This window comes from Paenibacillus agri, assembly GCF_013359945.1.
Lineage (GTDB): Bacteria > Bacillota > Bacilli > Paenibacillales > Paenibacillaceae > Paenibacillus_AQ > Paenibacillus_AQ agri.
On record NZ_JABWCS010000221.1, the window covers coordinates 67,204 to 92,322 of the forward strand.

21 protein-coding genes, 1 tRNA gene and 1 pseudogene are annotated in these 25,119 nt (G+C 50.8%); 17 read left to right on the forward strand and 6 right to left on the reverse strand.

Annotated elements, in window-relative coordinates; all coding sequences use genetic code 11:
• Positions 1-30: 30 nt before the first annotated feature.
• The 4 genes from HPT30_RS26975 (at position 31) to HPT30_RS26990 (ending at position 4,944) form a co-directional block, all read left to right on the forward strand.
• Complete coding sequence (locus HPT30_RS26975) at positions 31-1,542, forward strand: RsmB/NOP family class I SAM-dependent RNA methyltransferase (protein ID WP_175374373.1); 1,512 nt, start codon at positions 31-33, stop codon at positions 1,540-1,542.
• 1 nt (position 1,543) lies between these two features.
• A complete protein-coding gene (locus HPT30_RS26980; protein WP_175374374.1) occupies positions 1,544-2,305 on the forward strand; it encodes a pseudouridine synthase in 762 nt (253 codons plus the stop codon).
• A 1,056-nt stretch (positions 2,306-3,361) separates the two neighbouring features.
• Positions 3,362-4,162 carry a Cof-type HAD-IIB family hydrolase gene (locus HPT30_RS26985; RefSeq protein ID WP_175374375.1) on the forward strand — a complete coding sequence of 267 codons (801 nt, stop codon included), beginning with the start codon at positions 3,362-3,364 and terminating at the stop codon, positions 4,160-4,162.
• Between the two features lie 416 nt (positions 4,163-4,578).
• The gene (locus HPT30_RS26990) at positions 4,579-4,944 is read left to right on the forward strand and encodes a methyltransferase domain-containing protein (RefSeq protein WP_175374376.1); all 366 of its coding nucleotides are present in this window, start codon (positions 4,579-4,581) and stop codon (positions 4,942-4,944) included.
• 441 nt (positions 4,945-5,385) lie between these two features.
• Here the strand turns inward: HPT30_RS26990 and HPT30_RS29635 are convergent, their stop codons facing one another.
• Positions 5,386-5,478 (reverse strand): YjcZ family sporulation protein, encoded by a 93-nt coding sequence (locus HPT30_RS29635; RefSeq protein ID WP_217492820.1) that lies wholly within the window; start codon positions 5,476-5,478, stop codon positions 5,386-5,388.
• A 133-nt stretch (positions 5,479-5,611) separates the two neighbouring features.
• Entirely contained in the window at positions 5,612-7,000 is a 1,389-nt protein-coding gene (locus HPT30_RS26995; RefSeq protein WP_175374377.1) for an RsmB/NOP family class I SAM-dependent RNA methyltransferase, read from the reverse strand.
• A 174-nt stretch (positions 7,001-7,174) separates the two neighbouring features.
• On the opposite strand from HPT30_RS26995, the gene HPT30_RS27000 reads away from it, so the two are divergent.
• Genes HPT30_RS27000 through HPT30_RS27010 form a run of 3 tightly spaced genes read left to right on the forward strand, consistent with a single transcriptional unit; the run spans position 7,175 to position 12,913 of the window.
• Positions 7,175-8,311 (forward strand): glycosyltransferase family 4 protein, encoded by a 1,137-nt coding sequence (locus tag HPT30_RS27000; protein ID WP_175374378.1) that lies wholly within the window; start codon positions 7,175-7,177, stop codon positions 8,309-8,311.
• A gap of 5 nt (positions 8,312-8,316) precedes the next feature.
• Positions 8,317-9,675 carry a metallophosphoesterase family protein gene (locus HPT30_RS27005; protein WP_175374800.1) on the forward strand — a complete coding sequence of 453 codons (1,359 nt, stop codon included), beginning with the start codon at positions 8,317-8,319 and terminating at the stop codon, positions 9,673-9,675.
• Complete coding sequence (locus HPT30_RS27010) at positions 9,617-12,913, forward strand: AAA family ATPase (RefSeq protein ID WP_175374379.1); 3,297 nt, start codon at positions 9,617-9,619, stop codon at positions 12,911-12,913. The genes HPT30_RS27005 and HPT30_RS27010 overlap by 59 nt, the downstream gene beginning before the upstream one ends.
• Here HPT30_RS27010 and HPT30_RS27015 read toward each other — a convergent pair.
• Positions 12,900-14,018, reverse strand: coding sequence for a YkvI family membrane protein (locus HPT30_RS27015; RefSeq protein ID WP_175374380.1), 1,119 nt, complete (start codon positions 14,016-14,018; stop codon positions 12,900-12,902). The two genes, HPT30_RS27010 and HPT30_RS27015, sit on opposite strands and share 14 nt — an antisense overlap.
• A 240-nt stretch (positions 14,019-14,258) precedes the next feature.
• Between HPT30_RS27015 and HPT30_RS27020 the strand changes: the two genes are divergently transcribed.
• The 3 genes from HPT30_RS27020 to HPT30_RS27030 all read left to right on the forward strand — a co-directional run bounded on the left by HPT30_RS27020 (position 14,259) and on the right by HPT30_RS27030 (position 15,585).
• Positions 14,259-14,831, forward strand: coding sequence for a xanthine phosphoribosyltransferase (locus HPT30_RS27020; RefSeq protein WP_066371725.1), 573 nt, complete (start codon positions 14,259-14,261; stop codon positions 14,829-14,831).
• 104 nt (positions 14,832-14,935) lie between these two features.
• On the forward strand, positions 14,936-15,253 hold the full coding sequence (locus tag HPT30_RS27025; RefSeq protein WP_175374381.1) for a hypothetical protein: 318 nt from the start codon (positions 14,936-14,938) through the stop codon (positions 15,251-15,253).
• 113 nt (positions 15,254-15,366) lie between these two features.
• Complete coding sequence (locus HPT30_RS27030; protein WP_175374382.1) at positions 15,367-15,585, forward strand: hypothetical protein; 219 nt, start codon at positions 15,367-15,369, stop codon at positions 15,583-15,585.
• A gap of 78 nt (positions 15,586-15,663) precedes the next feature.
• On the opposite strand, the gene HPT30_RS27035 is transcribed toward HPT30_RS27030, so the two are convergent.
• Positions 15,664-16,110, reverse strand: a complete 447-nt coding sequence (locus tag HPT30_RS27035; protein WP_175374383.1) for a YhjD family protein — start codon at positions 16,108-16,110, stop codon at positions 15,664-15,666.
• Positions 16,111-16,292: 182 nt separating this feature from the next.
• Between HPT30_RS27035 and HPT30_RS27040 the strand changes: the two genes are divergently transcribed.
• The 3 genes from HPT30_RS27040 (at position 16,293) to HPT30_RS27050 (ending at position 19,286) form a co-directional block, all read left to right on the forward strand.
• Positions 16,293-16,376 (forward strand) — tRNA-Leu (locus tag HPT30_RS27040).
• Positions 16,377-16,478: 102 nt separating this feature from the next.
• Positions 16,479-18,089, forward strand: coding sequence for a helix-turn-helix domain-containing protein (locus HPT30_RS27045; RefSeq protein WP_175374384.1), 1,611 nt, complete (start codon positions 16,479-16,481; stop codon positions 18,087-18,089).
• Between the two features lie 183 nt (positions 18,090-18,272).
• Positions 18,273-19,286 (forward strand): ABC transporter substrate-binding protein, encoded by a 1,014-nt coding sequence (locus HPT30_RS27050; RefSeq protein ID WP_175374385.1) that lies wholly within the window; start codon positions 18,273-18,275, stop codon positions 19,284-19,286.
• A gap of 113 nt (positions 19,287-19,399) precedes the next feature.
• Here HPT30_RS27050 and HPT30_RS27055 read toward each other — a convergent pair whose 3' ends face one another.
• Entirely contained in the window at positions 19,400-20,614 is a 1,215-nt protein-coding gene (locus HPT30_RS27055) for an MFS transporter (RefSeq protein WP_175374386.1), read from the reverse strand.
• 122 nt (positions 20,615-20,736) lie between these two features.
• On the opposite strand from HPT30_RS27055, the gene HPT30_RS27060 reads away from it, so the two are divergent.
• Positions 20,737-21,543: a helix-turn-helix domain-containing protein gene (locus HPT30_RS27060; RefSeq protein WP_175374387.1), complete on the forward strand. Its 807-nt coding sequence runs from the start codon at positions 20,737-20,739 to the stop codon at positions 21,541-21,543.
• A 96-nt stretch (positions 21,544-21,639) separates the two neighbouring features.
• Here HPT30_RS27060 and HPT30_RS27065 read toward each other — a convergent pair.
• Positions 21,640-21,726 (reverse strand): annotated as a pseudogene (locus HPT30_RS27065) (LysR family transcriptional regulator); the annotation flags it as partial.
• 160 nt (positions 21,727-21,886) lie between these two features.
• Between HPT30_RS27065 and HPT30_RS27070 the strand changes: the two are divergent.
• The 3 genes from HPT30_RS27070 (at position 21,887) to HPT30_RS27080 (ending at position 25,118) form a co-directional block, all read left to right on the forward strand.
• Entirely contained in the window at positions 21,887-22,243 is a 357-nt protein-coding gene (locus tag HPT30_RS27070; protein WP_175374388.1) for a GNAT family N-acetyltransferase, read from the forward strand.
• Between the two features lie 124 nt (positions 22,244-22,367).
• Positions 22,368-24,026 carry a helix-turn-helix domain-containing protein gene (locus HPT30_RS27075; protein ID WP_175374389.1) on the forward strand — a complete coding sequence of 553 codons (1,659 nt, stop codon included), beginning with the start codon at positions 22,368-22,370 and terminating at the stop codon, positions 24,024-24,026.
• 135 nt (positions 24,027-24,161) lie between these two features.
• Positions 24,162-25,118: an iron-hydroxamate ABC transporter substrate-binding protein gene (locus HPT30_RS27080; protein ID WP_175374390.1), complete on the forward strand. Its 957-nt coding sequence runs from the start codon at positions 24,162-24,164 to the stop codon at positions 25,116-25,118.
• Position 25,119: the final 1 nt, after the last annotated feature.

The following is a 25,119-nucleotide window of genomic DNA, read 5'->3' on the forward strand; positions in this document are numbered from 1 at the left end:
ATCACCCTATTTAAGCAGGAGGACGGCATCATGGCGGCACAACTGCCCGGCACTTTCATCCAGCGGATGAAGGAACTGCTGGGAAATGAATATCAGCAATTTGCAGACACCTACAAGGAGACCCCATATGGAGGCATCCGGGTGAATACGTTAAAAATAACGGTGGAAGCACTGCGGGCGCTGTCTCCGCTTGGGCTTGAGCCTATCCCGTGGTGTCCTACGGGATTTTATACTGAAGAAGGAGCACGTCCAGGCAAGCATCCCTATTATCATGCGGGCTTGTACTACATTCAGGAACCGAGTGCTATGGCTCCGGTGGAATTGCTTGGCGTAGTGCCCGGCGACCGTGTGCTCGACCTGTGCGCAGCTCCCGGCGGCAAGTCCACCCAGATTGCCGCCAAGCTTCAGGGCGCGGGTCTCTTGATCAGTAATGATCTGCATTCTGAGCGGACCAAGGCGCTAGCCAAGAATCTGGAGCTGTACGGCGTTCGCAACGGTATCGTACTTAACGAGAATCCTGAGCGAATCGCGGCGGCGTTCCCCGGCTTTTTTGACAAAATCCTGATCGATGCACCTTGCTCCGGCGAGGGAATGTTCCGCAAGGACGAGGACATGGTGCGTCAGTGGGAGCCGGAGACACCGGCCAAATATGCGGACATGCAGCGGGAAATTCTAAACTCGGCCGCAATGGCGCTGGCCTCGGGTGGAACGCTTGTCTACTCCACCTGTACCTTCTCCCCAGAAGAGAATGAAGGCAGCATTGCAACCTTCCTCGCGGCGCATCCGCACTTTTCGGTAGTGCCCGTGGGCGGCACCGGATCGTTCGCGCCGGGATTCGGCGAGCTTGCCGGTACGGCACGGCTGTGGCCGCACAAGGTGAAGGGCGAAGGCCACTTCATGGCCGTGCTGCGGCATGACGGCACCGCGAAGCCGGGTGCCGAAGTTGATACGACTGACGATGTAACACTGTCAGTTGCGGCTCGGCCTAGGAAAGGCAAGGCCGAGTCTGGCAAGTCTGCCGTGCGCCGCGCGGAGAACGGGCGCGGCAAGGGCGGGCGGCCAGCGGGCCGAGACGGTGGCCGGGGTCAGGCCTCAGCTGAAGAGGCCGCGCTGTCTGCGTACCGCGACTGGGCTCGCGAACAGCTGAGCCCGGAGCCTGAAGGTCACCCCGTGCTGTTCGGTGACCATCTATACCTGTCGCCGCTGCCACAGGCGGCACTGAACGGGCTTAAGGCGGTCCGTCCCGGTTGGTACCTGGGACAGGTCCGCAATGGCCGGTTCATTCCCGGCCATCCGCTGGCGACTGCGCTGCGGCCTGAAGAAAGCAGCCGCAGTCTGTCGTTGTCTAGTGCGAATGGCGAGGCAGTTTCTTATCTTAAGGGAGAGACTTTGGCGATCCCTGAGGAGCGACTGGTCGTTAAGCCTGGAAGCCCCTTGAAGGGCTATGTGCTGGTCTGCATTGACGGCTACAGTGCCGGATGGGGCAAATGGCAGGATGGCATGCTGAAGAACGAATATCCCGCTGGATGGAGGTGGACGTAAGATGGGAGCTTCAGGTAACAGCAGCAAGAAGCAACGCTTGGATAAAGTGCTGTCCCATATCGGAGCCGGTTCACGCAGCGAGATTCGTAAGCAGGCCAAGCAGGGCCTCATTACAGTGAACGGTACCGTGGTCAAGGACAGCGGTATTCATGTCGACCCTAATCAAGATGTCATAGAAATTGGCGGCCAACGTTTTACGTACCGCGAACATATATATCTTATGATGAATAAACCCCCCGGCGTTCTCTCGGCAACGGAAGACCGCCGGGATCGGACTGTAATTGACCTGCTGGACCAGGAATACGCGCATTTCGAACCGTTTCCGGTCGGCCGGCTGGATAAGGATACGGTAGGACTACTTCTGCTCACCAACGACGGCAAGCTCGCTCACGAACTGTTGTCCCCGCGCAAACATGTGCCGAAGACTTATGAAGCCACAGTGGAGGGCGAAGTGGATGCTGCCGATGTAGCGGCCTTCGCAGCCGGGGTGGAGCTTGAAGATGGTTATGTGACTCTGCCTGCGCAGTTGACCATCCTTAGCCGCGAGCGCGGCAGCAAAGTCATCTCGCAGATTTCGCTTACGATTACCGAAGGGAAATTCCATCAGGTCAAACGGATGTTCCAGGCCGTTGGCAAAAAGGTAGTCTTCCTGAAGCGTGTATCTATGGGCGGGCTGAAGCTGGACGAAAGCTTGCCGCAGGGTGCCTGCCGCGAATTGACAGCTGAGGAGCTGCGCCTGCTGGATGCGGGTAGAGAAGGATAAAGTTGGATAAAGAGGGCTATAAGTGAGCTGAAGCTGGACGAAAACCTGCCGCAGGGCGCCTGCCGGAAACTAACAGCCGAGGAGCGCGCCTGCTGGATGCGAGTAGACAAGGGAAAGTCGGGTAAAGAGGGCTATAAGTGAGCTGAAGCTGGTTGAAAGCCTGTTGCAGGGTGCCTGCCGCGAATTGACAGCTGAGGAGCTGTGCCTGCTGGATGCGGGTAGAGAAGGGTGAGGTCGGATAAAGGGCCGACTGGGCTACCTGCTGATTAATAATTCAGTGAGCAAGTTGTAATCCGGTGATTACGCGATAGTTTGGTGAGAAGCCGTAATTCGGTGACTAAGCGATAGGTTTGGAGAGCAAGTTGTAATCCGGTGATTACGCGATAGTTTGGTGAGAAGCCGTAATTCGGTGACTAAGCGATAGGTTTGGAGAGCAAGTTGTGATTCGTTGATTAAGCGATAGTCTGGAGAGCAAGCCGTAATTCGATTTACTCAGCTATAGCTCGGAGACTAAACTCACCTTGGCACAGGGGGAAACAGAAAATAAAGGCAAAATGGTACCTTAATTACGCTGAATAAACAAAAAAAGAGCGATTAAAGGCAAAATTGCACACTAATTTCTTCCTTTTGCTGCTGGAAGGGCGTATTCACGAAAAATAAGGTGCATTAATGCCCTTATTCTTTGGCCTATGGGTGTATTCTGTAAATTAAGGTACAAGATTGCCCTTATTTTAAAACCTGCTAAAGTTGGTGCTGGAATCACTGTATTGGATTCCGCGGTGGCCGCTCAAATGATTGCAGAACACAGATGATTGCAGAACACAGATGATTGTAGAACACAGGGTAAAAACTCAGGCATTTCATGGAGCTAGGGAGCTAGCTATAGGGATATTTAGGAAAATGTAGGAAACTGTAGGAAACTGTAGGGAACGCCAAGGATGCGTCCGAAGCTGATTCATCTGAGATATATAACCTGTGCGTGCGTTTCATACAATCACATAAATTATGGACCTCGCTAAGCAGATAACAAACAAAGACAGACAAGGATGGTGGAGTATGAAATACAAACTGATTGCACTGGATGTCGATGGAACACTGCTCAATGATGATCATCAACTGAGCGAGGAGAACATGCAAGCCATTGCGGAGGTAACGCGGCTGGGTGGCCGAATTGTATTATGTACAGGGCGCAGCCCGCAGAACTCGATTCCTTTTATGCAGGAGATGGGACTGTCGGGTTATGTGTTGGGCCATAATGGTGCAGCCACCGTGCGAGTGGAGAACCGGGAAGTGCTGCATCAATATGGATTAGACGCACGCGGATTAGACCCTTATATTGAGTATTGCCGCGAACGCGGAATGCATTTTGACATCAACACGGCTTTTGATATGTACGTGGACAATGTGGAGAACCTATCCAAAGAAGCTAATCATATGTATGAGAATTTTCAGGTTGTACCAGCCTCGCTGCCGGCCTGGGAAGATTTCCGGGAGCCGATTGTGAAGTTCACCGTGTTCTCGAAGCCGGATATTCTGGATGAAGCAGAACGGGAATGGGGCACCTGGACACAGCAATATAACATTTTGCGCAGCGGGGAATTTTTCATTGATTTTATGAATCCGGAAGCCTCCAAAGGCAATGCACTAAAAAACCTGGCCGCAGATCTCGGCGTTCCCCGGGAGGAAGTTCTATCAATCGGCAATTACTTCAACGATATCTCCATGCTGACGTATGCTGGTCTAGGCGTAGCGATGGAAAATTCTCCGGTTGAGGTTAAAGCGGCCGCTGATGTCATTACCGGGACCAACAATGAACATGGCGTACGTGATGCGCTCGTAAAATACTGTTTGTCCTAAAGTGACAAGTGGATCGAACAAGACATATTAAAAAGGTTAGTTATAAAAGACTGTAGACACAGATCAGCCGATAAAGGTGATGCGTGTTTGCAGTCTTTTTTTATCATAGTAGGAAATTCTTTGGTTGAGTGGGGCAAATTAAAACAGAATCACCGAAATGGTGCAGGCTTTTTTTGCAGAGTAAGGAACTCTTGGGTAAGCTGACGTTCCTGTTTGATGTGTAAGGCACATACGAATTTATTAAAAGATTGCATTAAAAAGTTATTATTTGTAAATTAAAACATATTAAATAATAATGGTTAATTTTGGACGTCAGGGTTTGCAAGGGAAGATACAAGAGAGTAGGGATCAGGATGAGCCTTCTACAGGCACTTATTGGGTAAGCCCAGCACCCCAAAGGCTTGGTGGGTAATGTGATGCTGAAGATGATGAACAAGGCATATTCGAAGATGCTTCCCTTGGCTTTTCACGAAATTGCGATAAAAGAAGATGACATTATAATGGATATCGGCTGCGGTGGTGGTCAGACCATACATAGATTTGCAAAAAAATATAAACTTGCCAAGATTTATGGTGTCGGTATTTCTCCGAAATCTTTAGAAACGCCAACACAAAAAAATCGGGAAGCAGTAGCTAGCGGCAGGCCTGGAGGAGCCTTTATCATTGTTTCTCAAATTTACAAAATCAATTACCATATGCAGTCATTTACTCAAAATGAAGAAGTAGAGCAATTGTTCAGGCAAACCGGCTTCAAAGCAGTGAGAATTCGAGAGAACCACTAAGTGAAATTACATTCGAATAGAAGACTAGGCATGATTCTGGTGAAGTTACAGTCTAGTTAAGAGTGAAAAAAGGTCGACCTACCAACTAACAGCATTTTTGTATCTTATATTTCTTAAAAAATGATAAATGAGGTACATAAGAGCATTATTGTATCTTATTTTTCGAAAAAGTAAGCTGGACGGGGTATTCGGAAGATTTAAGGTACAATATTGTACTTAATTCTCATTAATCCTTGACTGCAGAGAATTTAGGATACAAAAATGCCGTTAATTGTACTTTCGAAAGGTTGTTGTGAGGATGGAGTATCTAAGAATAGGCTTATATGGGGGAGCAAACTAATCTGAGGTCTATGTAGCTTGAGCTGAAAAATAAAACAGCCGCATCATCCTCAATTGGACGGCACAGCTGCTTGTCGTGTATATGCTTTAAGTCAGTAAATCTTAGATGAACAACGAACGGGAAATGATAACAAGCAGTATGAAAAGTACCAAAATCGCTCCTGTTGAAGTAAAACCACCGTAACCTGCACCCATAACTGATTCCTCCCTTAGGTCTGATCTTGTTCCCAATGCCGATGCTATACACTCGGTGCGTTTGGGATAATGACATCATATGCCGGGGAGGGCTTCATGAACTGGTCATAGGCCCATTGCTTGTCAAGATAGGCTACAGGCTACGTAGACCTTTGGGAAAATGGTTCTTAAGCTGTCCTGAGCTGGCTTTGCCCCAGCTGACCGGGAGGCCATCTACTGTTACCAGCGTCCAACCGTGCAGCCCGGCGGGGACAGACAAACTTTCACCACGTAGCCAGGCATTGATTTCAGGCCCGTCCGCAGCCAAGTTATAACTACGTGCAGCCTGTCCTTGTTGTAATGACATGGCTAATGCATGGGCAGGCTCGATCCGGTTTTTCTTCATGTGGGCCACATGAAGTCCGGCTCGGGGGACTCTCAGTCCATCAAGCAGTCCTGGATGCATGATCTCATTGAAGGCTTCGGGGAGCAGATACAGTGATTCACCGAAGAGAAGTGGAACACCTTGCACATTAAATCCGGGCAGTTCCGTCTCCGCCCAAGCTTTAAATTGCTCTAAAGCCTCTTTGGTAGAGGAGGCAACTCCCGGACTTCGCTTGTTTTTTCCACTGCTGCGCTTATTACGCTTAGGCTCCGCCGTCACTGCTGCATCTTCTTCATTTTCCTGCTTCCGCAGGAGCGCCACGAAATGTCCCTCACCTTTTTCTAAATGCGGCCATAGCCGCTTGCTGGTTACCAGTTCCATATCGGGATAACTGTCCAGGATTTGCTCAATGGTGTCCTCATTTTCCTTGCGGTTAAAAGTGCAAGTGGAGTAAGCTATGTAGCCACCGGGCTTAAGCATTCTATAGGCTTCCTGCAAAATGTCCCATTGTCTCGAAGCGCACATTTCTACATGATCCGGTGACCATTCGGCAATGGCCCCGGCATCCTTGCGGAACATGCCCTCGCCGGAGCAGGGAGCATCCAGCATAATCCGGTCGAAGGTCTCCGGGAAGCGCCGGGCTAATTCCTCTGGGGTAGCGTTGGTGACAAGTGCGTGTGCAATGCCAAGTCGTTCCACATTTTCGGCGAGAATCTTGGCCCGTTCAGGATGAATCTCATTGGAGACCAGCAGGCCCCGGCCCTGCATCAAAGCAGCGATATGGGTAGTCTTGCCTCCTGGTGCTGCTGCAAGATCCAATACAGTCTCCCCGGGACGTGGGGCCAGCAATTCGGCGGCGGACATTGCCGAGGGCTCTTGTATATAATATAGTCCGGCAGCATGGTAAGGATGTTTGCCCGGACGGGATGGCTCTTCGTAATAGAATCCTTCAGAACACCAAGGTACCGGTTCCAAATCAAACATGGAGACGGTGTTCTCAGCGGCGCTCAGGCCTGCTGTCGTCCCGCTTTTAAGCCGGTTGAATCTCAGTCCTTGGCTGCGCGGTGCTGTGTAGCTTTTCAGAAAAGCGTCCGCCTCTTGTCCCAGTATATCTCTCATTGTTGCGGTAAAAGCGGCGGGCAGCCGTTCTTCCATCATACGTCATTCTCCTTTTGTCAGTTGCTGTTTCATGTTGATACCGATAAAATCAAAGTATGAATCATTAAACCTCCCCAGACATGATGTCCTTATCTGGAAAGTTTACATATGAATAACTATATCACAATTGCCGGGTCTCACCGTAATCAGGGCAATAGTAAAGGGGATAGACCTATGAATTTGCTGCAAGCGCTCTTCTTTCCGCCGGAACAACCCGGCGGGGTATCTTCTATGATTCCATATCTGCAGGAAAGGTTCCGTTCCAGCCGCTGGGAGATGGATTTGTTCTGGCTGCCCAAGCGGATACGCGGGAAAGGACATGAGGAAGTTGTGTTCGAAACCTTCGATTGGACACGTTATGGCGAAAGCCATATTGTGCAAAAATATATCCAAACCTATCGTGATTATTTATGGTGGACCAAGCTTCGTCTGAGCAAAAAATATGATCTTATTCATGCGCATCACCCCATAGCGGGACTGGCGATGAAGCAGGTTTTCCCGGACGTTCCGTTGATCCAGACTTTGCACTCCAGCTATGAGCGGGAACTGATCCTGAACGGAGTCATTGCTGAGGGTGGGCTGGAGCACCAGTTTCTAGTATCCATCTATCGTGAGCTGGAGCATGTCAGTGACCGTCTCATGACCGTATCGCGCTCCTTCGCCGACTATCTGTCACCATATCTGGATGAGCCTACGCGTGTCGGGGTGATTCCAAACGGGTTCGATGAGAAGCGATTCAAGCCGGTCCCGCATGATAATAATATTCCCCAATTAGTTACTGTCACCCGTTTGGTGCCGGCGAAAGGGATTGATACGCTGTTTCATGCCTGCGCTGAGCTGAAGAAGCGCGGACATGAGTATGTACTGCATATTATCGGCGACGGTCCTTCCCGGTCTGAGCTTGAGAAGCTGGCTCAAGAACTTGGTATCTACAATGAGACGATTTTTTATGGATATACGCTTCATCCGGAGGAATTTATGCCCTTCTTTGATATCTTTGTTCTGCCTTCCCGCGCGGAAGCCTTCGGCTCTGTTTTTGCGGAAGCTGCGCTGAGCTGTCTGGCTCTGGTCGGCACTAATGTGGGCGGTATTCCGGAACAGATTGAGGATGGTGTGAACGGACTGCTTGTCAACCCGGACGATGATATTGAACTGGCGGACGCCTTGGAGAAAGTGATTGCCGATCCAGCCTACCGTTATGAGCTGTCACGGTCAGCCTGGGAGAAAGCTAAAAGCCGTTACTCCCTTACCCGGGTTGCCAATGAACTTAAAAAAACCTATTTGCAGCATCAATCCGAAAAGAAGGGTTGAGCGTGATGATCCCTTTCCGTTTTCTGCATGCTGCGGATTTGCATCTGGACAGTCGTTTTGCCGGTTTGGCTCATCTGCCGGCCGCTGTCCGCTCCTATTTACGGGAGTCTACCTTTGCCGCCCTCGGGCGGCTTATCTGTTTAGCGATAAAGGAAAATGTTGATTTTGTCGTCATCAGCGGGGATATCTATGATGTGTCGGATGCCTCTTTGCAAGGACAGCTACGATTCCAGGAGGCCCTGAAGGAGCTAGGAGAGCAGGGCATCCCTGTATTTCTGATTCACGGGAATCATGATCCGCTGGATGGTCCGCGTCTGGTTGCCGAAATGCCGGAACATGTAACGGTATTCGGAGGGGATGCGCCGGGATATGCCACAGCTCACCGCCGCAGGGACGGACAAGAAGTCGCTATTGTAAGCGGTATATCCTATCCTACTGCCAAGGTTACCGCAAACACAGCAGTGACATTTAGCCGGAAGCCAGGCAGTGAGCTGTTTCATATTGCCCTGCTGCACGGGAATGTGGACGGCGATCTCCAGCATGAGACGTATTCACCGTGCAGCCGCAAGGATCTGATTGGTCAAGGGTTTGACTATTGGGCGCTGGGCCATATTCATAAGCGCAGCATTTTATATGAAAAGCCTTATATCGTTTACCCCGGAAATATTCAAGGACGTAGTGTCAAGGAGACCGGCCCAAAGGGCTGTTATGTGGTTGATGTAAGGGAGAACGGAGAAGCGGCGCTGCAGTTTCACGAGCTGGATATCGTCCGCTGGCAGGTGACTGAGTTGTCTATCGACGGCATGGAACATGAAGCACAGTGGGTGGAGGCGGTGGAGCGGAGGATTGAAGACATCCGGGAGGCAGATCCGCATCTGATGACTGTTGTCCGGTTCCGTCTGACGGGCAGGGGGAACGTTCATCGGCTTCTGGCAGAAAAAGGGGCAGCTGCGGATTTACTGAGCGAACTTCAGCGGCGTGAAGCGCTCCGGGCAGAGCGGAAGGAATATCCGGGTCTGGTATGGACAGAAGGTTTTGCCGTGGAATCTGGACTTGCAGTAGACCGATCGCGGTTGCTGCAGGAGGATAGCTTTCTGGGCGAAATGCTCCGATTAGCTGAAAAGGGTGAAGGAGAGGGTTCACGGGAAGAACTGGAGGATATCATTAGCAGCGCAATTGCGCCATTAATGGAGAACCGTGAACTGCGCCGGCTATTGTCACAGGTCAGCGAAGAAGAGAAACTGGACTGGCTCAGAGGCGCGGCAGAGCTTGGGATTACTTTGCTGAGCGGACTGGAAGGTGCCGGTGAAGCAGAGGGTGGCTTCCGGGACAAGCCTGACGGAGGGCGATATGATGAAGATTGAGCAATTGCAAATCAGCGGCTTCGGCCGGATTCAGGGTCGCGAGTTGGCACTGAGTGATGGTGTTACGGTGCTGTATGGCCAGAACGAAGCCGGGAAAAGCACAACACTCCAGTTCATCCGTGCGATGCTGTACGGGATTCCTGGACGCAGTTATCCCACAGAACGTTATGAGCCTCCCCATGGCGGGGTCCATGGTGGAGTGCTTAAGGCTCGGGACCGGGAGGGCGGACTATGGCAAATCCGCCGTTTTGCAGCCGGTGGAGAGGGGCAAGGACGGGGCGAGAAGCTGAATGTTACAGTTAACCGGGCAGACGGAACGACGGAAGAGCTAGGTCAGGCAGAACTGGAGCGTTATCTGCTCGGCGGTGTCTCCCGCAGTATGTTCCGCCAGCTGTTTGCCGTGTCGCTGGACGAGCTGCAGGAATTGGCTGCGCTGCAATCTGATGAGATGAGCAGTTATTTGTTCCATGCGGGTATGGGCGGCGGTGGTGAAATTATGCGGGCGGAGCGCCGGCTGGTGCAGGACGCGGAAAAGCTCTATAAGCCGAGAGGCAAGGTTCAGGAAGCGGCCAAAATTTTGCAATCGATCGAAAAGCTGGAGCAGCAGATGGCGGATAGCCGCTCTTATCTCCCGCGTTACAACGACAATACGTTTGCACTGGCGGCGACGGAAGCGGAATTGGCTAAGGTCGAGGAACGCCGTGACAGCACTAGCGCCAGATTGATTATGCTGCGCAAGGCGCTGGAAATTCGTAATGTATGGCTGCAATGGAGCGCTGCCCGTCTAGAGTTTGCCGGAATACCACAAATTCAATCCTTTCCGGAGGAGGGGGCGGTTCGCCTTCAGGAGCTGGAAGCCGAGATTCGCAGCGCGGCAGCAGCTGCCGAACGGATTGAGCGGCTGCAAGCGGAACTGACAGCAGAACTGGAACAGAATCCCCCAGACCCTGTGATGGTAGCCCAAGGTCCGGCGCTGGAGCGGCTGGACCGTCGCCGCAGTATCTATGAGGACCGCCGTCTAGAGCGTCAGCGGCTTGCAGGGGAGCTTGATGGGCTGCTGGCGCATATACAGCGCATCTTGCGGAGCATTGATCCTGCGTGGACTACAGCAGAGCTGGCGACGTTCTCTGGTGCGGCGGGCGACCGGGAGGCAGCACGGCGCTACGCTGCGGCGTTCGCGAGCTATGATCGCCGCATGGAGTCCCAGGGCGCAGCACGCCAAGCGCTGCGTTCCCGGCTTGCGGCTGCGGCAGCATCGCTGCAGGCCGCAGAGCGGGCCCTGGCGCGCGAGCAAGCGGCAGGCGCCGAAGTCTTCGCCGCGCTGCGCCCTGCCAGCGCGCAGGAGGTGCTGCAGCTCTGGGATGAGCTGCAGCAGGCCGCGGAGCGCTGGCGCGAGGCGAAGCTGCACGGCTTGCAGCACGGCGCGGGGAGCGATGAAGCCATGCGGGCCCGCATGGCTTCGCTCTACCGGCGCCTGCTGCTGACCGGCGCAGCCCTGACCGCGCTGCTGCCCGCGGCGCTGTGGCTGACCGGGGCACCGCCGGTCAGCGCCTGGATCGCGCTCGGCCTGCTGGCCGCGGCCGATCTGGCCCTGTGGGCCGGCCTGCGCGGAGCGGGCCGGCGTAAGCCGTCCCCGCCAGGATATGGCGGGGACGGCGGTGATGCAGCCGCCGAGATGCTGCGGCTGCGGGGGCTCTTGCTCTCCGGGGCGGAGCCGGAGAGCAACACCTCCGGACGACCGCTGCGCAGGTCGTCCGGAGGCCCTGCCAGCCCTGACGCAAGCGGGCTGGAGGCGGGCATGAGGGAGCTGCGCAGGCTCATGGATGCCTGGACCGCCTGGCGGCAGAAAGTGGATCGCGCCAGTGATGAGCGCGAGGTCTGCCGCACCGAGATGGAGAGCCTTGCCGGGCAGGAGCAGGCACTTGCCGCTGAGATGCGCCAGGAAGAAGCGGTCTTCACCGAGACGGCAGGCCGATATGAAGCCTGGCTGCGAAGCCACAAGCTGCCGGAGGGTCTGTCGCCGGAGGGTCTGCTGGAGATCTTCAGTGCTGTGGAGCAGGGGAATGAACTGCTTCAACAGCAGAGCAAGCTCCGTCTACGGCTTGCACAACTGGAGGCGGAGTGCGTAGCCTTCGAGGATGAGGTGTTGGCCCTTATGGAGGAAGCGGGATCTTCCGTAGAAGAAGTCGCCGCATCTGCTTCGCAGCCCGAGATGCCGGGATCGGAGAGTAGAGCGCGGGAAGAATTGGCCCGGATGATTCCCGGCTGGCTGGAAGCCAGGAAGCTCGCTTGGGACGGGCTCAAAGCAGAGCTGTTGCGGCTGGATGGCCTGACTTCCAGGCTGAGATCGGCAGAGGGAGAATATGAAGAGGCCCGGCTGCATTTGGAGCGGCTGAAACAGCGCCGCCTAAGTCTTTTGGAGCAAGGAGGCGCTGAGGGCAGCGAGGAGTTCCTGCGCCGCTCGGCGGCAGTTCAGCGCCGGGGCGAATTGGAAGGGAACCTTCGCCAATGGGAACTGGCCATGTTCGGTGGCTGGAGTCAAGAAGGGACTAAGGGATTGCTTGCTCTACTGGATACATTGGATGCATCTGCGTTGGAACAGGAAAGGTCAGTTGCAGAAGAGCAGGCTGCAACGTCAGAAGAAGAGCGCAGTAGTCTCCTTCAGCGACGAGGGAAGCTGCTCCAGGAGAGAGAATACCTGAAGGAGCGCTGTCTGGAGGACACGGTTCTCCAGCAGCTGGAGGAACAACGGTCCGCGCTTCGTCTCATTGCAGGACAGTATGCGGTGACCGCAATTACTGCGGAACTTATCGGCAGGACGCGGAGAATCTACGAACAGGAGAAACAGCCGCAGGTGCTGCGGCTGGCCTCGGTCTATTTCAACAAGCTGACTGAAGGAGAGTACCTCAGAGTGGTGATGACACTGGGTCATAAAGAGCTCAAAGCGGAGCATCGGACAGCAGGGCTGCTGGATAGCGGACTACTGAGCCGCGGAACTGCGGAGCAGCTCTATCTGGCATTGCGGCTGGCCCTGGCGGAGACGATGGCTCGTCAAGCCTGTCTTCCATTACTGTTCGACGATCTCTTCGTTAACTTTGATGAACAGAGGCTGCATGCTGCGCTCTCATTGCTTGGTGAGCTGTCGGCCACCAGACAAATCGTAATGATGACCTGTCACCGCCATGTTGCGGAAGCTGCGGGGGTGCTGATTCCTTCGGCTGCTGTTATTTCCGTGTAATTCGCGAAGCCGGCTTAAGCTTGGCTAAAGAAGTCTCATCTCTGCCAGATTCGGGCTTCGGCCCTTCTGGTGGCGGGGAGATAGGAGTGCGTATCAGCTTGAATCCCCATACAAGTGCTAAACCGCCGAAAATAGGATAAAAAACGGACAAGAGAGAGCTGAACCCGAATTGGCTGAATAGATAACAGGTAAGCATCAGCAAAGCGATAATTAAGTCTTGGGATAAAGGTAGCCTTTGTTTTAACTGCGCGGTAACACCGTAAATATCCGCCACAAATGTGCTGAAGATTTCAAGGAAGATTAGCAGCAGGTAGATCGTTTGGACCACGGCTCCAAGTCTAAATGCGATGCTGCCCATTGGAATTTCATACTGCAAGATCCCGGGCATTTGCGAGCTCATGGCAAAATGCGCTGCCAGCAGTAAAAGACCTATTCCAGCCCCGCCCAGTATGCCGCCCCGCAGCAGCGCCTTTTCGTCTTCTGTCTCCCGGGCAAGCGGTACAAGAACGGCCTGAGCCATCCCCAGGTTGAAAGCCGTATACAGTAGTGGAGACAGCCAGGCAGAGAAAGTGCTGCTGTCCGTCTGGAGAAACAAGAAATGTTCAGCGTTCGGTTGATGCATCGTATTGATCACAATAATCAGCGAAAGAGCTAGCATGAGTGGAACAACTGTGCTGTTCATGTGGAGGATGCCAGAAATGCCGCGTGAAAGCAGCAGATAAGACCCTAAGATAGTGAGGATTAGTCCAGCCTGATAATGAAAGCCCAGATGCTCCTGAAAAATGGCTCCCGCACCGGCAAGCATAATGCTGTTTACGCCAATCAGAATTACCATGGTGAACAGGCTGATTATACTGCCTGTCTGCTCGCCAAAGAGGTGGCGGTTGAAATCCTCATAAGAATTCGCCCGGATCCGCCGGGCGAGCACCATCATTTTGGTGCCAAGCCAAATAAACAGTATAGTGGAGCACAGGATCGTGATCAGCGCCCAATGACCGTAACGGGTAAAGAAGCGGAGGATTTCTTGCCCGGTGGCAAATCCGGCCCCTACGATAGTGCCAATATAAGTGAATGCGATCTGTAAGGTGCGAAGATGGGTTTTCACAGCTTTCCTCCTTGTTTTTGGGATCCTCTGTCAGGTGCTTGAATGAGGTATCACAGCAGAGATGCCTTGAGAGTGTTTATTTTGGAACGGTGATGGTGCAGCGGATTGCAGGATTGCCTTGTGTACTCTATATAGTACAGGTTATGATGAGGATCAGAAGGACATGACTTCTGACGCATTCCTTTGTGTGGAGTGCGCGGGAAGATATGGATTATATAAGTGTATTGGAGGTTCAAAGTCATGGAAGTGTTGAAAAAGCGGATTTTGGAGGAAGGTATCGTCGTTTCGGATCAGGTGCTTAAGCTGGATGCTCTGTTGAATCACCAGGTAGATCCCGAGCTGACGATGGAGATGGGACGGGAGTTTGCCCGGAGATTTAGCGATAGCGGGATTACTCGTATAGTAACCGTGGAATCCTCCGGAATTGCCGTGGCATTTGCCACCGCCTTGGTTATGAATGTACCGCTCGTCTTTGCACGCCGCAAAAAAACACTGCTGGCCGATCCCGATGCGCTGTGTGAGAGAGTCCCTTCGTTTACCAAGGGAATAGTTACCGACATTATGCTTTCCCGTCAATTTGTTTCTCCAGAGGATAAGATTCTGTTCATTGATGATATCATCGCTAATGGAGATGCGGCGCGGGGGCTGATCAAAATTATTCAACGTTCCGGTGCAGAATTGGTTGGCCTAGGAGTCGTTGTGGAGAAGAGCTTCCAGGCAGGAGCGCGCACCATCCGCGAACAAGGTATTCGTCTGGAATCCTTAGTCCGGATCAGTTCCCTAAATGAAGGAACGGTTGTCTTCGAAGACTAGAGGGCAGTGGAAACAAAACACAAGCCTATTTTCCAAACAACTTCTTTTCACCCTATGATTTTTCCTTTATAATAAAGCTTAGACATAAGAGAGGAGGCGTCACAATGGGGAAAGAACCGGTGACAGAGCAATTTTTTATTGATAAATTAACCGAGGCCAAGGATCACTTCGAGCGTGCGCTGGATTGCAAACATACGGAGTTTGACGATCTGTACCCCTATATGATTGAACATCCTCAGTTTTTTTGGTACAAACGCTATGTAGCTTGGTCGGAGCTGTTGACCATTACAAGCTTGTGTGAAGAACTGACCTACGCCTGGAGAGAGAAGTTTACGGCGAACCAGGTAGAGTATTTGGAGCAACGTGTGATGTCCGCTAAAGTTCTCGATTTCTGGTTTGAGAAGAATGAAGCGCTGATATAAGGAACAGACACAGGAATAACGGATTTACGAGCAGGAGACCCAGGTGAATTCTCATTTGGGTCTTTGTTTTATGAGTGGAATTCGGATAAGCTATCGTAGAAGGGGGAATGACCATGATTAGCGATGAACAGCTAGATGCCTACCGCATCTCCGGTGAGAAAGTACGTGTGGTACGCGACGGCATTGCCAGCAACGATATTAGAGGAATCGTACTGGCATGGGACGAGTCTCAAGTGATGATTCGCCGCCCTAACAGAAATGTGGTCAAGCTTGATCGAAATTACTTGATTCAGCCTGCCAAGGAACCGAGAAGAGATCCCGATAATATATAGTAATGTATAACCTAAACAGCTCCCTGGCCATTCATCCTGGCAGGGAGCTGTTCTGTGTTCCGGGGAATTCTACGGAGATTATATAGATAAAGCTAACTGTACCACATCTTCTTCTCGGGAGACCATGGAGGAGTCCGTAGCAAGGCCGAGATAGGCACGCATACGAAGCATCATCTCTCTGCGGAAACCGGGCCAGAGGATATTCAACTCTCCGATATACCCTCTGCAATTGTATTGTGCTTCTACACCACGTTGATCCTGACGCACGGTGTTAATCTTCAGATGGCGGGAAGTCAGCTCACGATTCACCTCCTGCAACATCAACGAGGCTTTCTTGGCAGCGCCGGATACCAGCTCTATATAGAGCTGAGGTGTCTTGAACAGACCGCTCTTGCTAATAACCCGGCAATCGCGTTCAAATACTTTATGGATAAATGTTAGCAGCAGATAGCTTCTCACAAGGGACAGTTCATCTTTGGTAATTTCTTCGGTTGAATTGGAGTTGTTACGCTTAGTAGTCGCCATTATAAATCACCTCATTTATAGTATGCGAACCTTTGTTCTCATTATACATCTTTTCCACTAATAAAAGCAATAATTATACAGAAAATGTTGAGTGACATCATTTTTAAAAAATTAGTTGACGATGATCATATTCGCATGGTAAAATATCTCTTGTGTCCAAGAGAATGTGGACTTCATAATATGCGGTCGTGGCGGAATTGGCAGACGCGCACGGTTCAGGTCCGTGTGGTAGCAATACCGTGGAGGTTCGAGTCCTCTCGACCGCATCAAGTTAGTAATCAAAGAGCTCTTGAATTTGTCCTTGTGGCAATTCAAGGGCTTTTTGCATAATCGGAACAGCAGACATAACAATAATAAGGAGGGTGGAGATGACTCCGCTTCAAGAACGCGAGGAAGGACCACAGCATAAAGAACTGCTTAGCCGCGTCTGGATCAGACTGGATGACTGTTTCCGAGAAACGGAGCGTTCGACTTACCGTCTGTTGTACGAAACTGCTCCTGCTTATGTGCTTATTGTTGCTGCCAAGCGGCACGGCAATATCGTCATTAATGGCATGCTGTACCCGCTAATCCCTCATACCGTATATATCGTGATGCCCGGGCAGCGAGCGGAAACAACTTATGATTCAGATGGAGATCAAGTGCTGTATCGGTTTCATGTACAAACGGATACGCCCGAAAGATATGGTGCTCAGCAGGGACGTATACTGCCGGATCTGGCCCGGGTGAGCGTGAATGCAGACACACTGCTACTGTCTTTCTGTGAGAAAATAATTTGTCACTGGCATACGGACGATGCTGCGGACCGCTTTGTCAGTCAGGCGGGATTTCAGGAGCTCTTGCATCTGTTGTTCAAGAACCAAGGCCAACACGAGGCTGCGCTGGATCAAGTGCGTATGTATATAAATGATCATTTTCGAGAAGGGATCACAGTCGATCACTTGTCTGAGCTTGCCGGTATGAGCCGGTATTATTTCATGCGGTCATTTAAAGACCGATTCGGTCAAAGCGCTATGGATTATCTGACAGAGCTTCGCACGAATCAGGCTAAAAGCTTACTGGATGAAGGTCAATCCCTGCAAAAGGTTGCGGAAGAGGTCGGTTACAGGGATCGCCAGTATTTCAGCAGCCAGTTTAAAAAGCATGTAGGAATGTCGCCAAGTATCTATATTGCGAATCGAACCTGCAAAGTAGCAGCATATAGCTGGCCTAATGTCGGGCAACTACTTAGTTTACAGATCATTCCGTACGCTGCGCCAATTGATCAGACCTGGAGTGACGATTACCGCAAGAAATACCGTTTTGACATTAAGGTGCCTTTGGGACATGACTACGATTTCAATAGAGAAGCCTTATGGAGAGCAAGGCCAGATCGGATTGTTGCACTAGATGAAATGGTTCCCGATGAAGAGAAAAAGAAGCTTTGTCAGATAGCGCCTGTATTGTTCCTACCCTGGCACTCTTTAAGCTGGAGAGAGCATTTGAAAAGGACTGCCGAGTTTCTGGACCGGGATAAGGAAGCAGAGAGCTGGCTCGGCCGTTACGATAAGAAAGCTGAAGTCATTCGGGAGAATATTCCTTATTCGTTCAGGCAAGGTGGCCTGCTCATTCTAAATATCTTGCCAAGGGGATTTGAGGTTTGGGGAAAGCGTGCAGGTACAGTTTTGTACGACGATCTGCAGATCCATTGTGCAAGAGGCGTGGAACACATCGAATTTACTGAACAGGTTCAAGCAGGGCAGCTCGCATCATTCGATGCGGATATACTGCTTGTTAACGTAATGAAGGATGGGCAGTCGCTAATGAACTGGCAACGGCTTCAGCGGTCTGAACTTTGGCAGCGCCTGAAAGCTGTCCGGAATGGTCACGTGTATCAGACTTCGGGGCAAGCCTGGCTGGCTGAGCCGATTCTGGAGTATACGGCCAATCGGCATTATGATTTCTTGCAGGAGCTTGAACAACTATTTCGTGCACTATAGCCCGAGAAAAGTCGGCATCTTTTCATATTCCCGTTGCTGTAAGTGTGTTGTATAATGTCCTAGTCGATAATGATAATCAATATCATTATTAATTACAGTGACGGAGGGAATACGATGCATCAAACAGAGAGATCGAATGACACAATACGGGGTGTCCATAGGGGTCAAAGCAGCTTTCGGAACATGGCAGGGCTAATGATCATACTGCTGCTGACCTTATTGGTTAGCGCTTGTGGGAATAATGCGAATACGGGGGCCAATGAGAAAGCAGCAGCCTCTACTGATGCTCCTGGTTCAGCACAGGGAAATAATTCGTCGCAGACGGAAGCCGCGGAGACGTTAACGATCAAGCATGCCTACGGGGAGACTAAAGCTCCAACACACCCGAAGCGCGTCGCCGTGATTGGGCTTGAAGATATCACCCTTTCATTGGGGGTTCCAATGGTGTATGCCTATGGATTCGACGGCTATTATCTGGAAGACAAGCTCAAAGAATTGGGAATTCCACTGTCGGGAACTGCAGATATGAAGCCGAACCTGGAAGCGATTCTGGCGGCGAAACCAGATCTTATACTTCTCCAGCAATATTTTACGGATCAAAGTGGATATGACGAGCTGAGCAAAATTGCTCCGACAGTTCCTTATGCGCCAGATGATTGGAAGTCCTCGATCACCGAGATCGGAAAAATAACTGGCCTCGAAGATAAAGCACAAGCTGTGATCCAGGCTAATGACGATAAAATCAAGCAAGCCAAGGAAACCATTGTTTCCGCAGTTGGAGCTGATAAAACAGTAGTCTATTTGCGTCCATCAGACAAGGATCTGCAAGTGTTCTTTCCTAGCTTTGCACCCCTGATCTACGAGAAGCTGGGGTTACACCCCGATGCCAGCGTTGAGGAATTGAAGAAGGCCGCAACGGATGATTGGGGGATTAATACCTCGCTTGAGAAGCTGCCTTCCATAACCGCAGACTATGTGTTTGCCATGTATGGTGGCTCTATCAGTACGAAGGAAGAATTCGATAAAGAAGCCGCTGCTACTACAGAGGTTGAGAAGCTGGGTCTTTGGAAGGCGATGCCGGCTGTTAAGCAAAATCACGTATTTAAGGTGTCGGCGCGAAGTTGGATGTCTAGCGGTCCAATTGCGGAAGGCAACGTTATTGATGATGTTGTAGCTGCGGTTACAGGCAGCAAGTAGTAGGACTAACTAGAGAAATAGCATCGAAAACTGCTGATTCCAGTGGCGTTCGATGCTATTTTTGAATCCAATTCTAATATCCAAGTACATGCCAAGCGGTTATTAAGATAGCCTTATCCGCGGGCATTCCCCGCAAGCTTGTTATCGGATGGCAAGAACATAGCCAGTAGTCCCAGCAGTGGCAGGAAAGCGCATATCTGAATGACAAAAGAGACGTCTGTCAGGTCGATCAGCCAGCCCATAATGACTGAACCGAGTCCGGCCAGGCCGAATGCCAAGCCGAAGAACAAGCCGGATACGGTGCCGATTTTACCGGGTAGCAGTGCCTGCGCATACACGATGATGACCGAGAAGCCGGACATCAGGATGGCGCCGATCAGACCGCAGAGTATAACGGACCAGAACGGAGTCGCATACGGCAACAGCAGGGAGAAGGGAGCTGTACCGGCAATGGAGAACCAGATGATCTTTTTGCGTCCGAACCGGTCTGCAAGTGGTCCCCCGAGCAAGGTGCCGAGCATCCCGGCAAATTGGAGGGCGAACAATGGAATCTGCGCATCCTCAAACGGGCGTTGAAAGCGATCCATATAATAGAAAGAGTAGTATCCGGTCATGCTCGCGATATATACGAACTTAGAGAAGAGCAGCACGATCAGCAAGCTGATCGCCAATGCGACGAAGCCGCGGGGATGCTGAACTGCAGCTGCAGCCGTTTGAACCTTCTTCGGTGCTACAAGCTGCCCCTTATACCAGCGGCTGACGGCATATTGCAGGAAGATGCCGAGGACGGCAGCGAATGCGAACATAATCAGCCCTCGTGTTCCGTAAGGCATAACCAGAAAGCCGACTGCCAGTGGAGCCAATGCCTGGCCGGTATTGCCGCCAACCTGAAAGACGGATTGGGCCATGCCGTGGCTTTTACCAGCAGCCAGATGGGCAACGCGCGAGGATTCCGGATGGAGTACAGAGGAGCCGATACCTAGCAGCATGGCTGAAATCAGCAATCCTACAAAATGGGATGAATAGGCCATACCAATAATACCGATCAATGAGAACAGCATTCCGCCGGGTAGCAGGAGGGGCATCGGCCGTTTGTCCGTCAGACTCCCGATGAAAGGCTGCAGCACGCAGGCGGTTACGTTAAGCATGAAGGCAATCCAGCCGACTTGGGCGAAGCTAAGGTCGAGCGTTTGCCGCAGTAGCGGGAAAACAGCTGGGACAGCGGACTGCATCGCGTCATTAAGCAGATGGGCCACCGTAACGCCGATCAAGGCGTACACGGAGTACGACCGGGCCGCTGCCAGGGCAGGGCTTGAGACAGTTTTCATAACAATCATCCTTTGCTTGTTTGTCTTATTCGGTAGCTTAGCGCATTGCCGGATGATCTGTCGTCGCGATTGATGCTTTTCTTTTGAGCATTTTTTGCTATACTGAACTCGGGTGAGTGACCATGCAGATACACATGACAACTCCACGGCTGGAACTGTGGAGAATTGAGAATAGCTTTATTAACGAAAAGCATCGCCATAATAATATGTACCAGATCACCGTGCCTGTGTACGGGTCCTGTGCTTTCGATTTGGAGAATAATTCCTTCCAGCTGGAGAGAGGGGAGGCGCTGATCAAGTCCCCTAATGACAGTCATTCCTTTGAGATTAAGGACGGGGAGGGTGTGGTTGTTATCCAGTTGAAGGACTTCATGGAGATTTGGGAACTGGACCGCCCATGGGAGCCTGTTATGCAACAGCGTGTGAATGGGGATGAACTATTGCGGCAGCACCGGAAATGGAGTGTGGCGTTATGTTCGAATGACGGGACAGAGGCAGGCTTCATTGAGGAGACGGAATTGGAGATCATAAACTATTTGTCCCGAATCCTGCGGGGAAATCACCAGAAGGATTCCAATGCCATCTTACAGAAGGGGCTTCCGGATTGCGAGGACCCGCATTTGGTGCGGGTGCTGGAGTATATGCAGGATTGCTATATGAAGCCGGTCTCCATAGAAGAGTTGGCCGGGATCGCGGGGATGAGCCGATATCATTTTATCCGTTCCTTCAAAGCATTGATTGGACGTTCTCCTTACCAGTACATGCTGAAAATCCGGATCGATGAAGCCAAGCGACGGCTTCGCTCTACGAGACATACCGTGACCGACATCAGTCTGGATGTTGGTTTTGCGAGTCCAAGTCAGCTTTATCGTGCCTTCCAGAAGTTCATAGGCATGTCGCCTGAGCAATACAGGCAGCAACTGTTTTAAACAAGCATTTTAAACAAGTATGTTGGGGCTGTTCTATAAGTCATGAAATTGGCTTATAGGAGCAGCCCTTTTTCTATTCCTTTAAGCAGCATGTGCCTCAAGGGCCTGAATGTGCGAAGTAATGGTTGATTGGGTGTACACCAGATGCTCTGCAGCAAGGGTGTAGCTACCATATTCTATGATTTTTGTGAAAGTAACATATCATTTTTATAAATAGTTCATTTCATATATTTCAATTTTACTGATAAGTGAAAATCCCGTAAGGTGGAGAAGTGGAGGTGGAGAAGTGGGATGCTATTAATCTGTATAGAGCGCAGGAGGAGAGCCAGAATGATTACAACCTATGAAGAACGTTATCAGCAGGGGATTCTGGATCGCTGTGGATCAGAAAGACAGAGTGATCGGTTCTATAGGACTGATGAAGAAGACGAACGAGGTGTTCATTCTGAAGAAGTTTTTCGTGTACAGCGAGTATCGTGGCAAGGAACTGGGGATTGGAAAAGCATTGTTTGAAATCCTGATAGAGTTTGCCAAGCAACAAGGAGGACGGACGGTTCTGCTAGATACCCCATCCACGGCCGATAGGTCGCATCAATTTTACAGAAAGAACGGCTTTAAGGAAATCAAGAAAGCTGAACTACCCGTAACCTATAAATATCCGGACAGGAATTCGTTATTGTTCCGACTGGATTTAAGCTGAATGTGTGTGATCTCTACGTCTAACTTTGATGGAAAAGATTTAATGCTTCATTATCAGGTGTATATGGCTTAAAATGATCCAGGGGCGAGTAGCCCCTCATCTTGAGGGTAATGGAGGCTTTGTTTTGAACAACGTTAATTCGGAGTGGGCGGAGTCTCACTTTCCTTTATATACGGCTGCCCAAATTCTTTCGTTATATGGAACTTCTAATCAGCCCATGCATAAGATCCATGAGGACTTTACAGTGTTGATTGCTATCGCAAGTGGCAAGGGGATACTGCGGCTGGATGATCAGACCTTTGAGCTGCAAGAAGGAAGCATTATGCTGATTCCGGCACAGGTTCATGCGGCATTAGTTACAAATTCCCTGCAGCCACTTCATGCGTACAAGCTTTCCATTGGCATCTGGGAGCCACCGACCTCTCCGCCTGCAAGTTCTATGGTACGGAGAAGCGAGGTGCTGGGTGGGTCTAATCTTCACTTCTTTCTTTGCGAACCTGATATTGTGGCTAAGGTTGAAGAGCTTTATCTTTACCGTTCACCGATCCATGAAGCCCGGCATGTGAAGAATCAGATTGTTTTTCATCAAATTATTGCGGAGCTGCTGGAGCGGGAGGATGCAAAGTATGCGGTCAGTGACCAGCCGAGTATGGACCGAAGCATTGCCTACCTGGAGAACCATTTTAGCGATAAAATAACGCGGGAACAGCTGGCGGCGCTGGCCGGTATCAGCAGTTCACATTATTCTATATTATTTAAACGCCTGACCGGATTTTCCCCCCAGGAATATCTATCGCGCTTGCGCGTTCACCGGGCGATCGAATTGTTAATCAGTGGTTCGGGTACCCTTCGAGAGATTGCGCAAAAGGTAGGTTATAAGGATGAATTTTACCTGAGCCGCCGTTTCAAGCGCCAGACCGGTGCAGCGCCTTCCGCTTATAACCGCCGATCCTCCTTGCCGCGCGTAGCCGTTGTGCTAACCCCTTATGCCAGTCATCTGTTGCTGCTTGGACTTAAACCCGTTGTGACGATTGCAGAGAACGGTGAATATGTGAGTATTGCCGAACTGGAGAAACCGCAAAACATGAGATTTATCAGCGCAGATGCTTCTCCTGAGCAGCTTAATTCAGTGTTACTGGAGACAAAATCTGAGCTGATTATCGCGGCCGAGCAGCATTTGCACAGGTTTGGCTTGAATCTCGGTCATATGCGGGCAGTAGCGCCGGTGATTGAAATATCTTGGATGGAGCTAAGCTGGAAGGAGCATTTCCGCCTTATTGCACAGGCCATCCAGCGCAGTGAAAGAGCAGAAGAGTGGCTCGCGATGTTTGAGCAAGAGGAACAGGAAGCTCGTCTGCAGGTACAGGAAAGTGCGGTCGCCAAGGAAACGATTACGATTCTAATTCTGCGTCCGGAGCAGATGCAGGTATACGGCGCTCGAAATGTAGGATATGTGATGTACCATTCGCTTGGGCTGAAGCCCCCGGCCAAAATCGCACAGGAGATAGAACGGCTGGGTAATCAATTTCATTCCGTTCCTATTGAGCTGGCGGAGCTTGCTGATTATGCGGGTGATCGCTTGCTTGTTTTTGTATTCCCAGACCCGAAAGGTTCTTTCGCCCATGCTGATACTATTCTTCAGTCCTCATACTGGAAGGGGCTTTCGGCGGTGCGGAACGATAAAGTGCATCATCTGGACATCGATGAATGGATTCCGTATAACCCTGTTTCTATTCGTCTACAGTTGCAACGTGCTGTGGCATTATTTACCGGCATTCAATAGTCCAAGCTTCTTTTCCAACAATAAGCCATGGTTTAGCGAAATCAGGCTTACTATAATAGGTTATGAAAATGAAACTCATTATCAATGAGAATATTCATTGTACATAGTCATTATAAAAAGGGAGAGAGTCATCCGATGAAAAAGCTTTTCGTACCGGTAATCTTATCTTTAGTAGTTATTCTGAGCGCCTGTGGTGCCAATCAAACCAATAATGCTGAGAAGAGCGTGAATAATTCTTCCTCTGAGGCGTCACAGTCCTCGGGCGCAGCGCCAGCGGGAACCTTTACTTATCAATCTGAGAACGGCCCCGTGGAAGTTCCTTCACATCCGCAGCGCGTAGTTGTGCTGACCAGATTCTTAACAGGAAATGTGATGGCGCTTGGTGTGCCGGTAGTGGGCGCGGACGAGATGTCCAAGGAGAACCCAAGATTTAAAGATGAGCTGAAAGACGTTGAGGCTGTTACGGATGAAAGTCTGGAGAAAATCATTGAGCTGCAGCCGGATCTCATTATCGGTCTTAGCGATATTCAAAACTATGACAAGTTAAAGCAAATTGCTCCAACCGTCACTTTTACATATGCTAAAGTCGATTATTTGACACAGCAGCTTGAAGTGGGGAAATTGTTGAATAAAGAAAAAGAAGCACAGGCCTGGGTCGATGAGTTCAAGGCACGTTCCGAAAAAGCCGGCGAAGAGATTAAAGCGAAGGTTGGCGAAGGCGCAACGGTGACGGTAATTGAGACCTTCAACAAACAGTTGTACGTGTATGGATATAACTTTGGACGTGGTACAGAGCTTCTATACGGTGATCTTGGCTTCAGTCTACCTGAGAAAACGATAGAAGCAACAGCGAAAGACGGTTATTTGGCATTGTCTACGGAAGTGATGAAGGATTATGTCGGTGATTATATTATCTTCAGTAAAAATGCCGATGAGGATAACAGCTTCCAGGATACTCAAACCTACAAGAACCTTCCAGCTGTGAAAAATAATCATGTCTATGAAGTGGATGCCAAGTCGTTCTACTTCAATGATCCGCTGAGCCTGGAATATCAATTGGATTTCTTTATCAAGAGCTTCCTGAACAAGTAAC

What these genes read in the sequence shown, in the direction of transcription:
- HPT30_RS27045 (WP_175374384.1), top strand. Translation starts at nt 16,479, where the DNA reads ATGACTCCGCTTCAAGAACGCGAGGAAGGACCACAGCATAAAGAACTG.
- HPT30_RS27055 (WP_175374386.1), bottom strand. Translation starts at nt 20,614, where the DNA reads ATGAAAACTGTCTCAAGCCCTGCCCTGGCAGCGGCCCGGTCGTACTCC.
- HPT30_RS27000 (WP_175374378.1), top strand. Translation starts at nt 7,175, where the DNA reads ATGAATTTGCTGCAAGCGCTCTTCTTTCCGCCGGAACAACCCGGCGGG.
- HPT30_RS27050 (WP_175374385.1), top strand. Translation starts at nt 18,273, where the DNA reads ATGGCAGGGCTAATGATCATACTGCTGCTGACCTTATTGGTTAGCGCT.
- HPT30_RS26990 (WP_175374376.1), top strand. Translation starts at nt 4,579, where the DNA reads ATGCTGAAGATGATGAACAAGGCATATTCGAAGATGCTTCCCTTGGCT.
- HPT30_RS27070 (WP_175374388.1), top strand. Translation starts at nt 21,887, where the DNA reads ATGAAGAACGTTATCAGCAGGGGATTCTGGATCGCTGTGGATCAGAAA.
- HPT30_RS27020 (WP_066371725.1), top strand. Translation starts at nt 14,259, where the DNA reads ATGGAAGTGTTGAAAAAGCGGATTTTGGAGGAAGGTATCGTCGTTTCG.
- HPT30_RS26995 (WP_175374377.1), bottom strand. Translation starts at nt 7,000, where the DNA reads ATGATGGAAGAACGGCTGCCCGCCGCTTTTACCGCAACAATGAGAGAT.
- HPT30_RS27060 (WP_175374387.1), top strand. Translation starts at nt 20,737, where the DNA reads ATGCAGATACACATGACAACTCCACGGCTGGAACTGTGGAGAATTGAG.
- HPT30_RS27030 (WP_175374382.1), top strand. Translation starts at nt 15,367, where the DNA reads ATGATTAGCGATGAACAGCTAGATGCCTACCGCATCTCCGGTGAGAAA.
- HPT30_RS27035 (WP_175374383.1), bottom strand. Translation starts at nt 16,110, where the DNA reads ATGGCGACTACTAAGCGTAACAACTCCAATTCAACCGAAGAAATTACC.
- HPT30_RS26985 (WP_175374375.1), top strand. Translation starts at nt 3,362, where the DNA reads ATGAAATACAAACTGATTGCACTGGATGTCGATGGAACACTGCTCAAT.
- HPT30_RS27005 (WP_175374800.1), top strand. Translation starts at nt 8,317, where the DNA reads ATGATCCCTTTCCGTTTTCTGCATGCTGCGGATTTGCATCTGGACAGT.
- HPT30_RS29635 (WP_217492820.1), bottom strand. Translation starts at nt 5,478, where the DNA reads ATGGGTGCAGGTTACGGTGGTTTTACTTCAACAGGAGCGATTTTGGTA.
- HPT30_RS27080 (WP_175374390.1), top strand. Translation starts at nt 24,162, where the DNA reads ATGAAAAAGCTTTTCGTACCGGTAATCTTATCTTTAGTAGTTATTCTG.
- HPT30_RS27025 (WP_175374381.1), top strand. Translation starts at nt 14,936, where the DNA reads ATGGGGAAAGAACCGGTGACAGAGCAATTTTTTATTGATAAATTAACC.
- HPT30_RS26980 (WP_175374374.1), top strand. Translation starts at nt 1,544, where the DNA reads ATGGGAGCTTCAGGTAACAGCAGCAAGAAGCAACGCTTGGATAAAGTG.
- HPT30_RS26975 (WP_175374373.1), top strand. Translation starts at nt 31, where the DNA reads ATGGCGGCACAACTGCCCGGCACTTTCATCCAGCGGATGAAGGAACTG.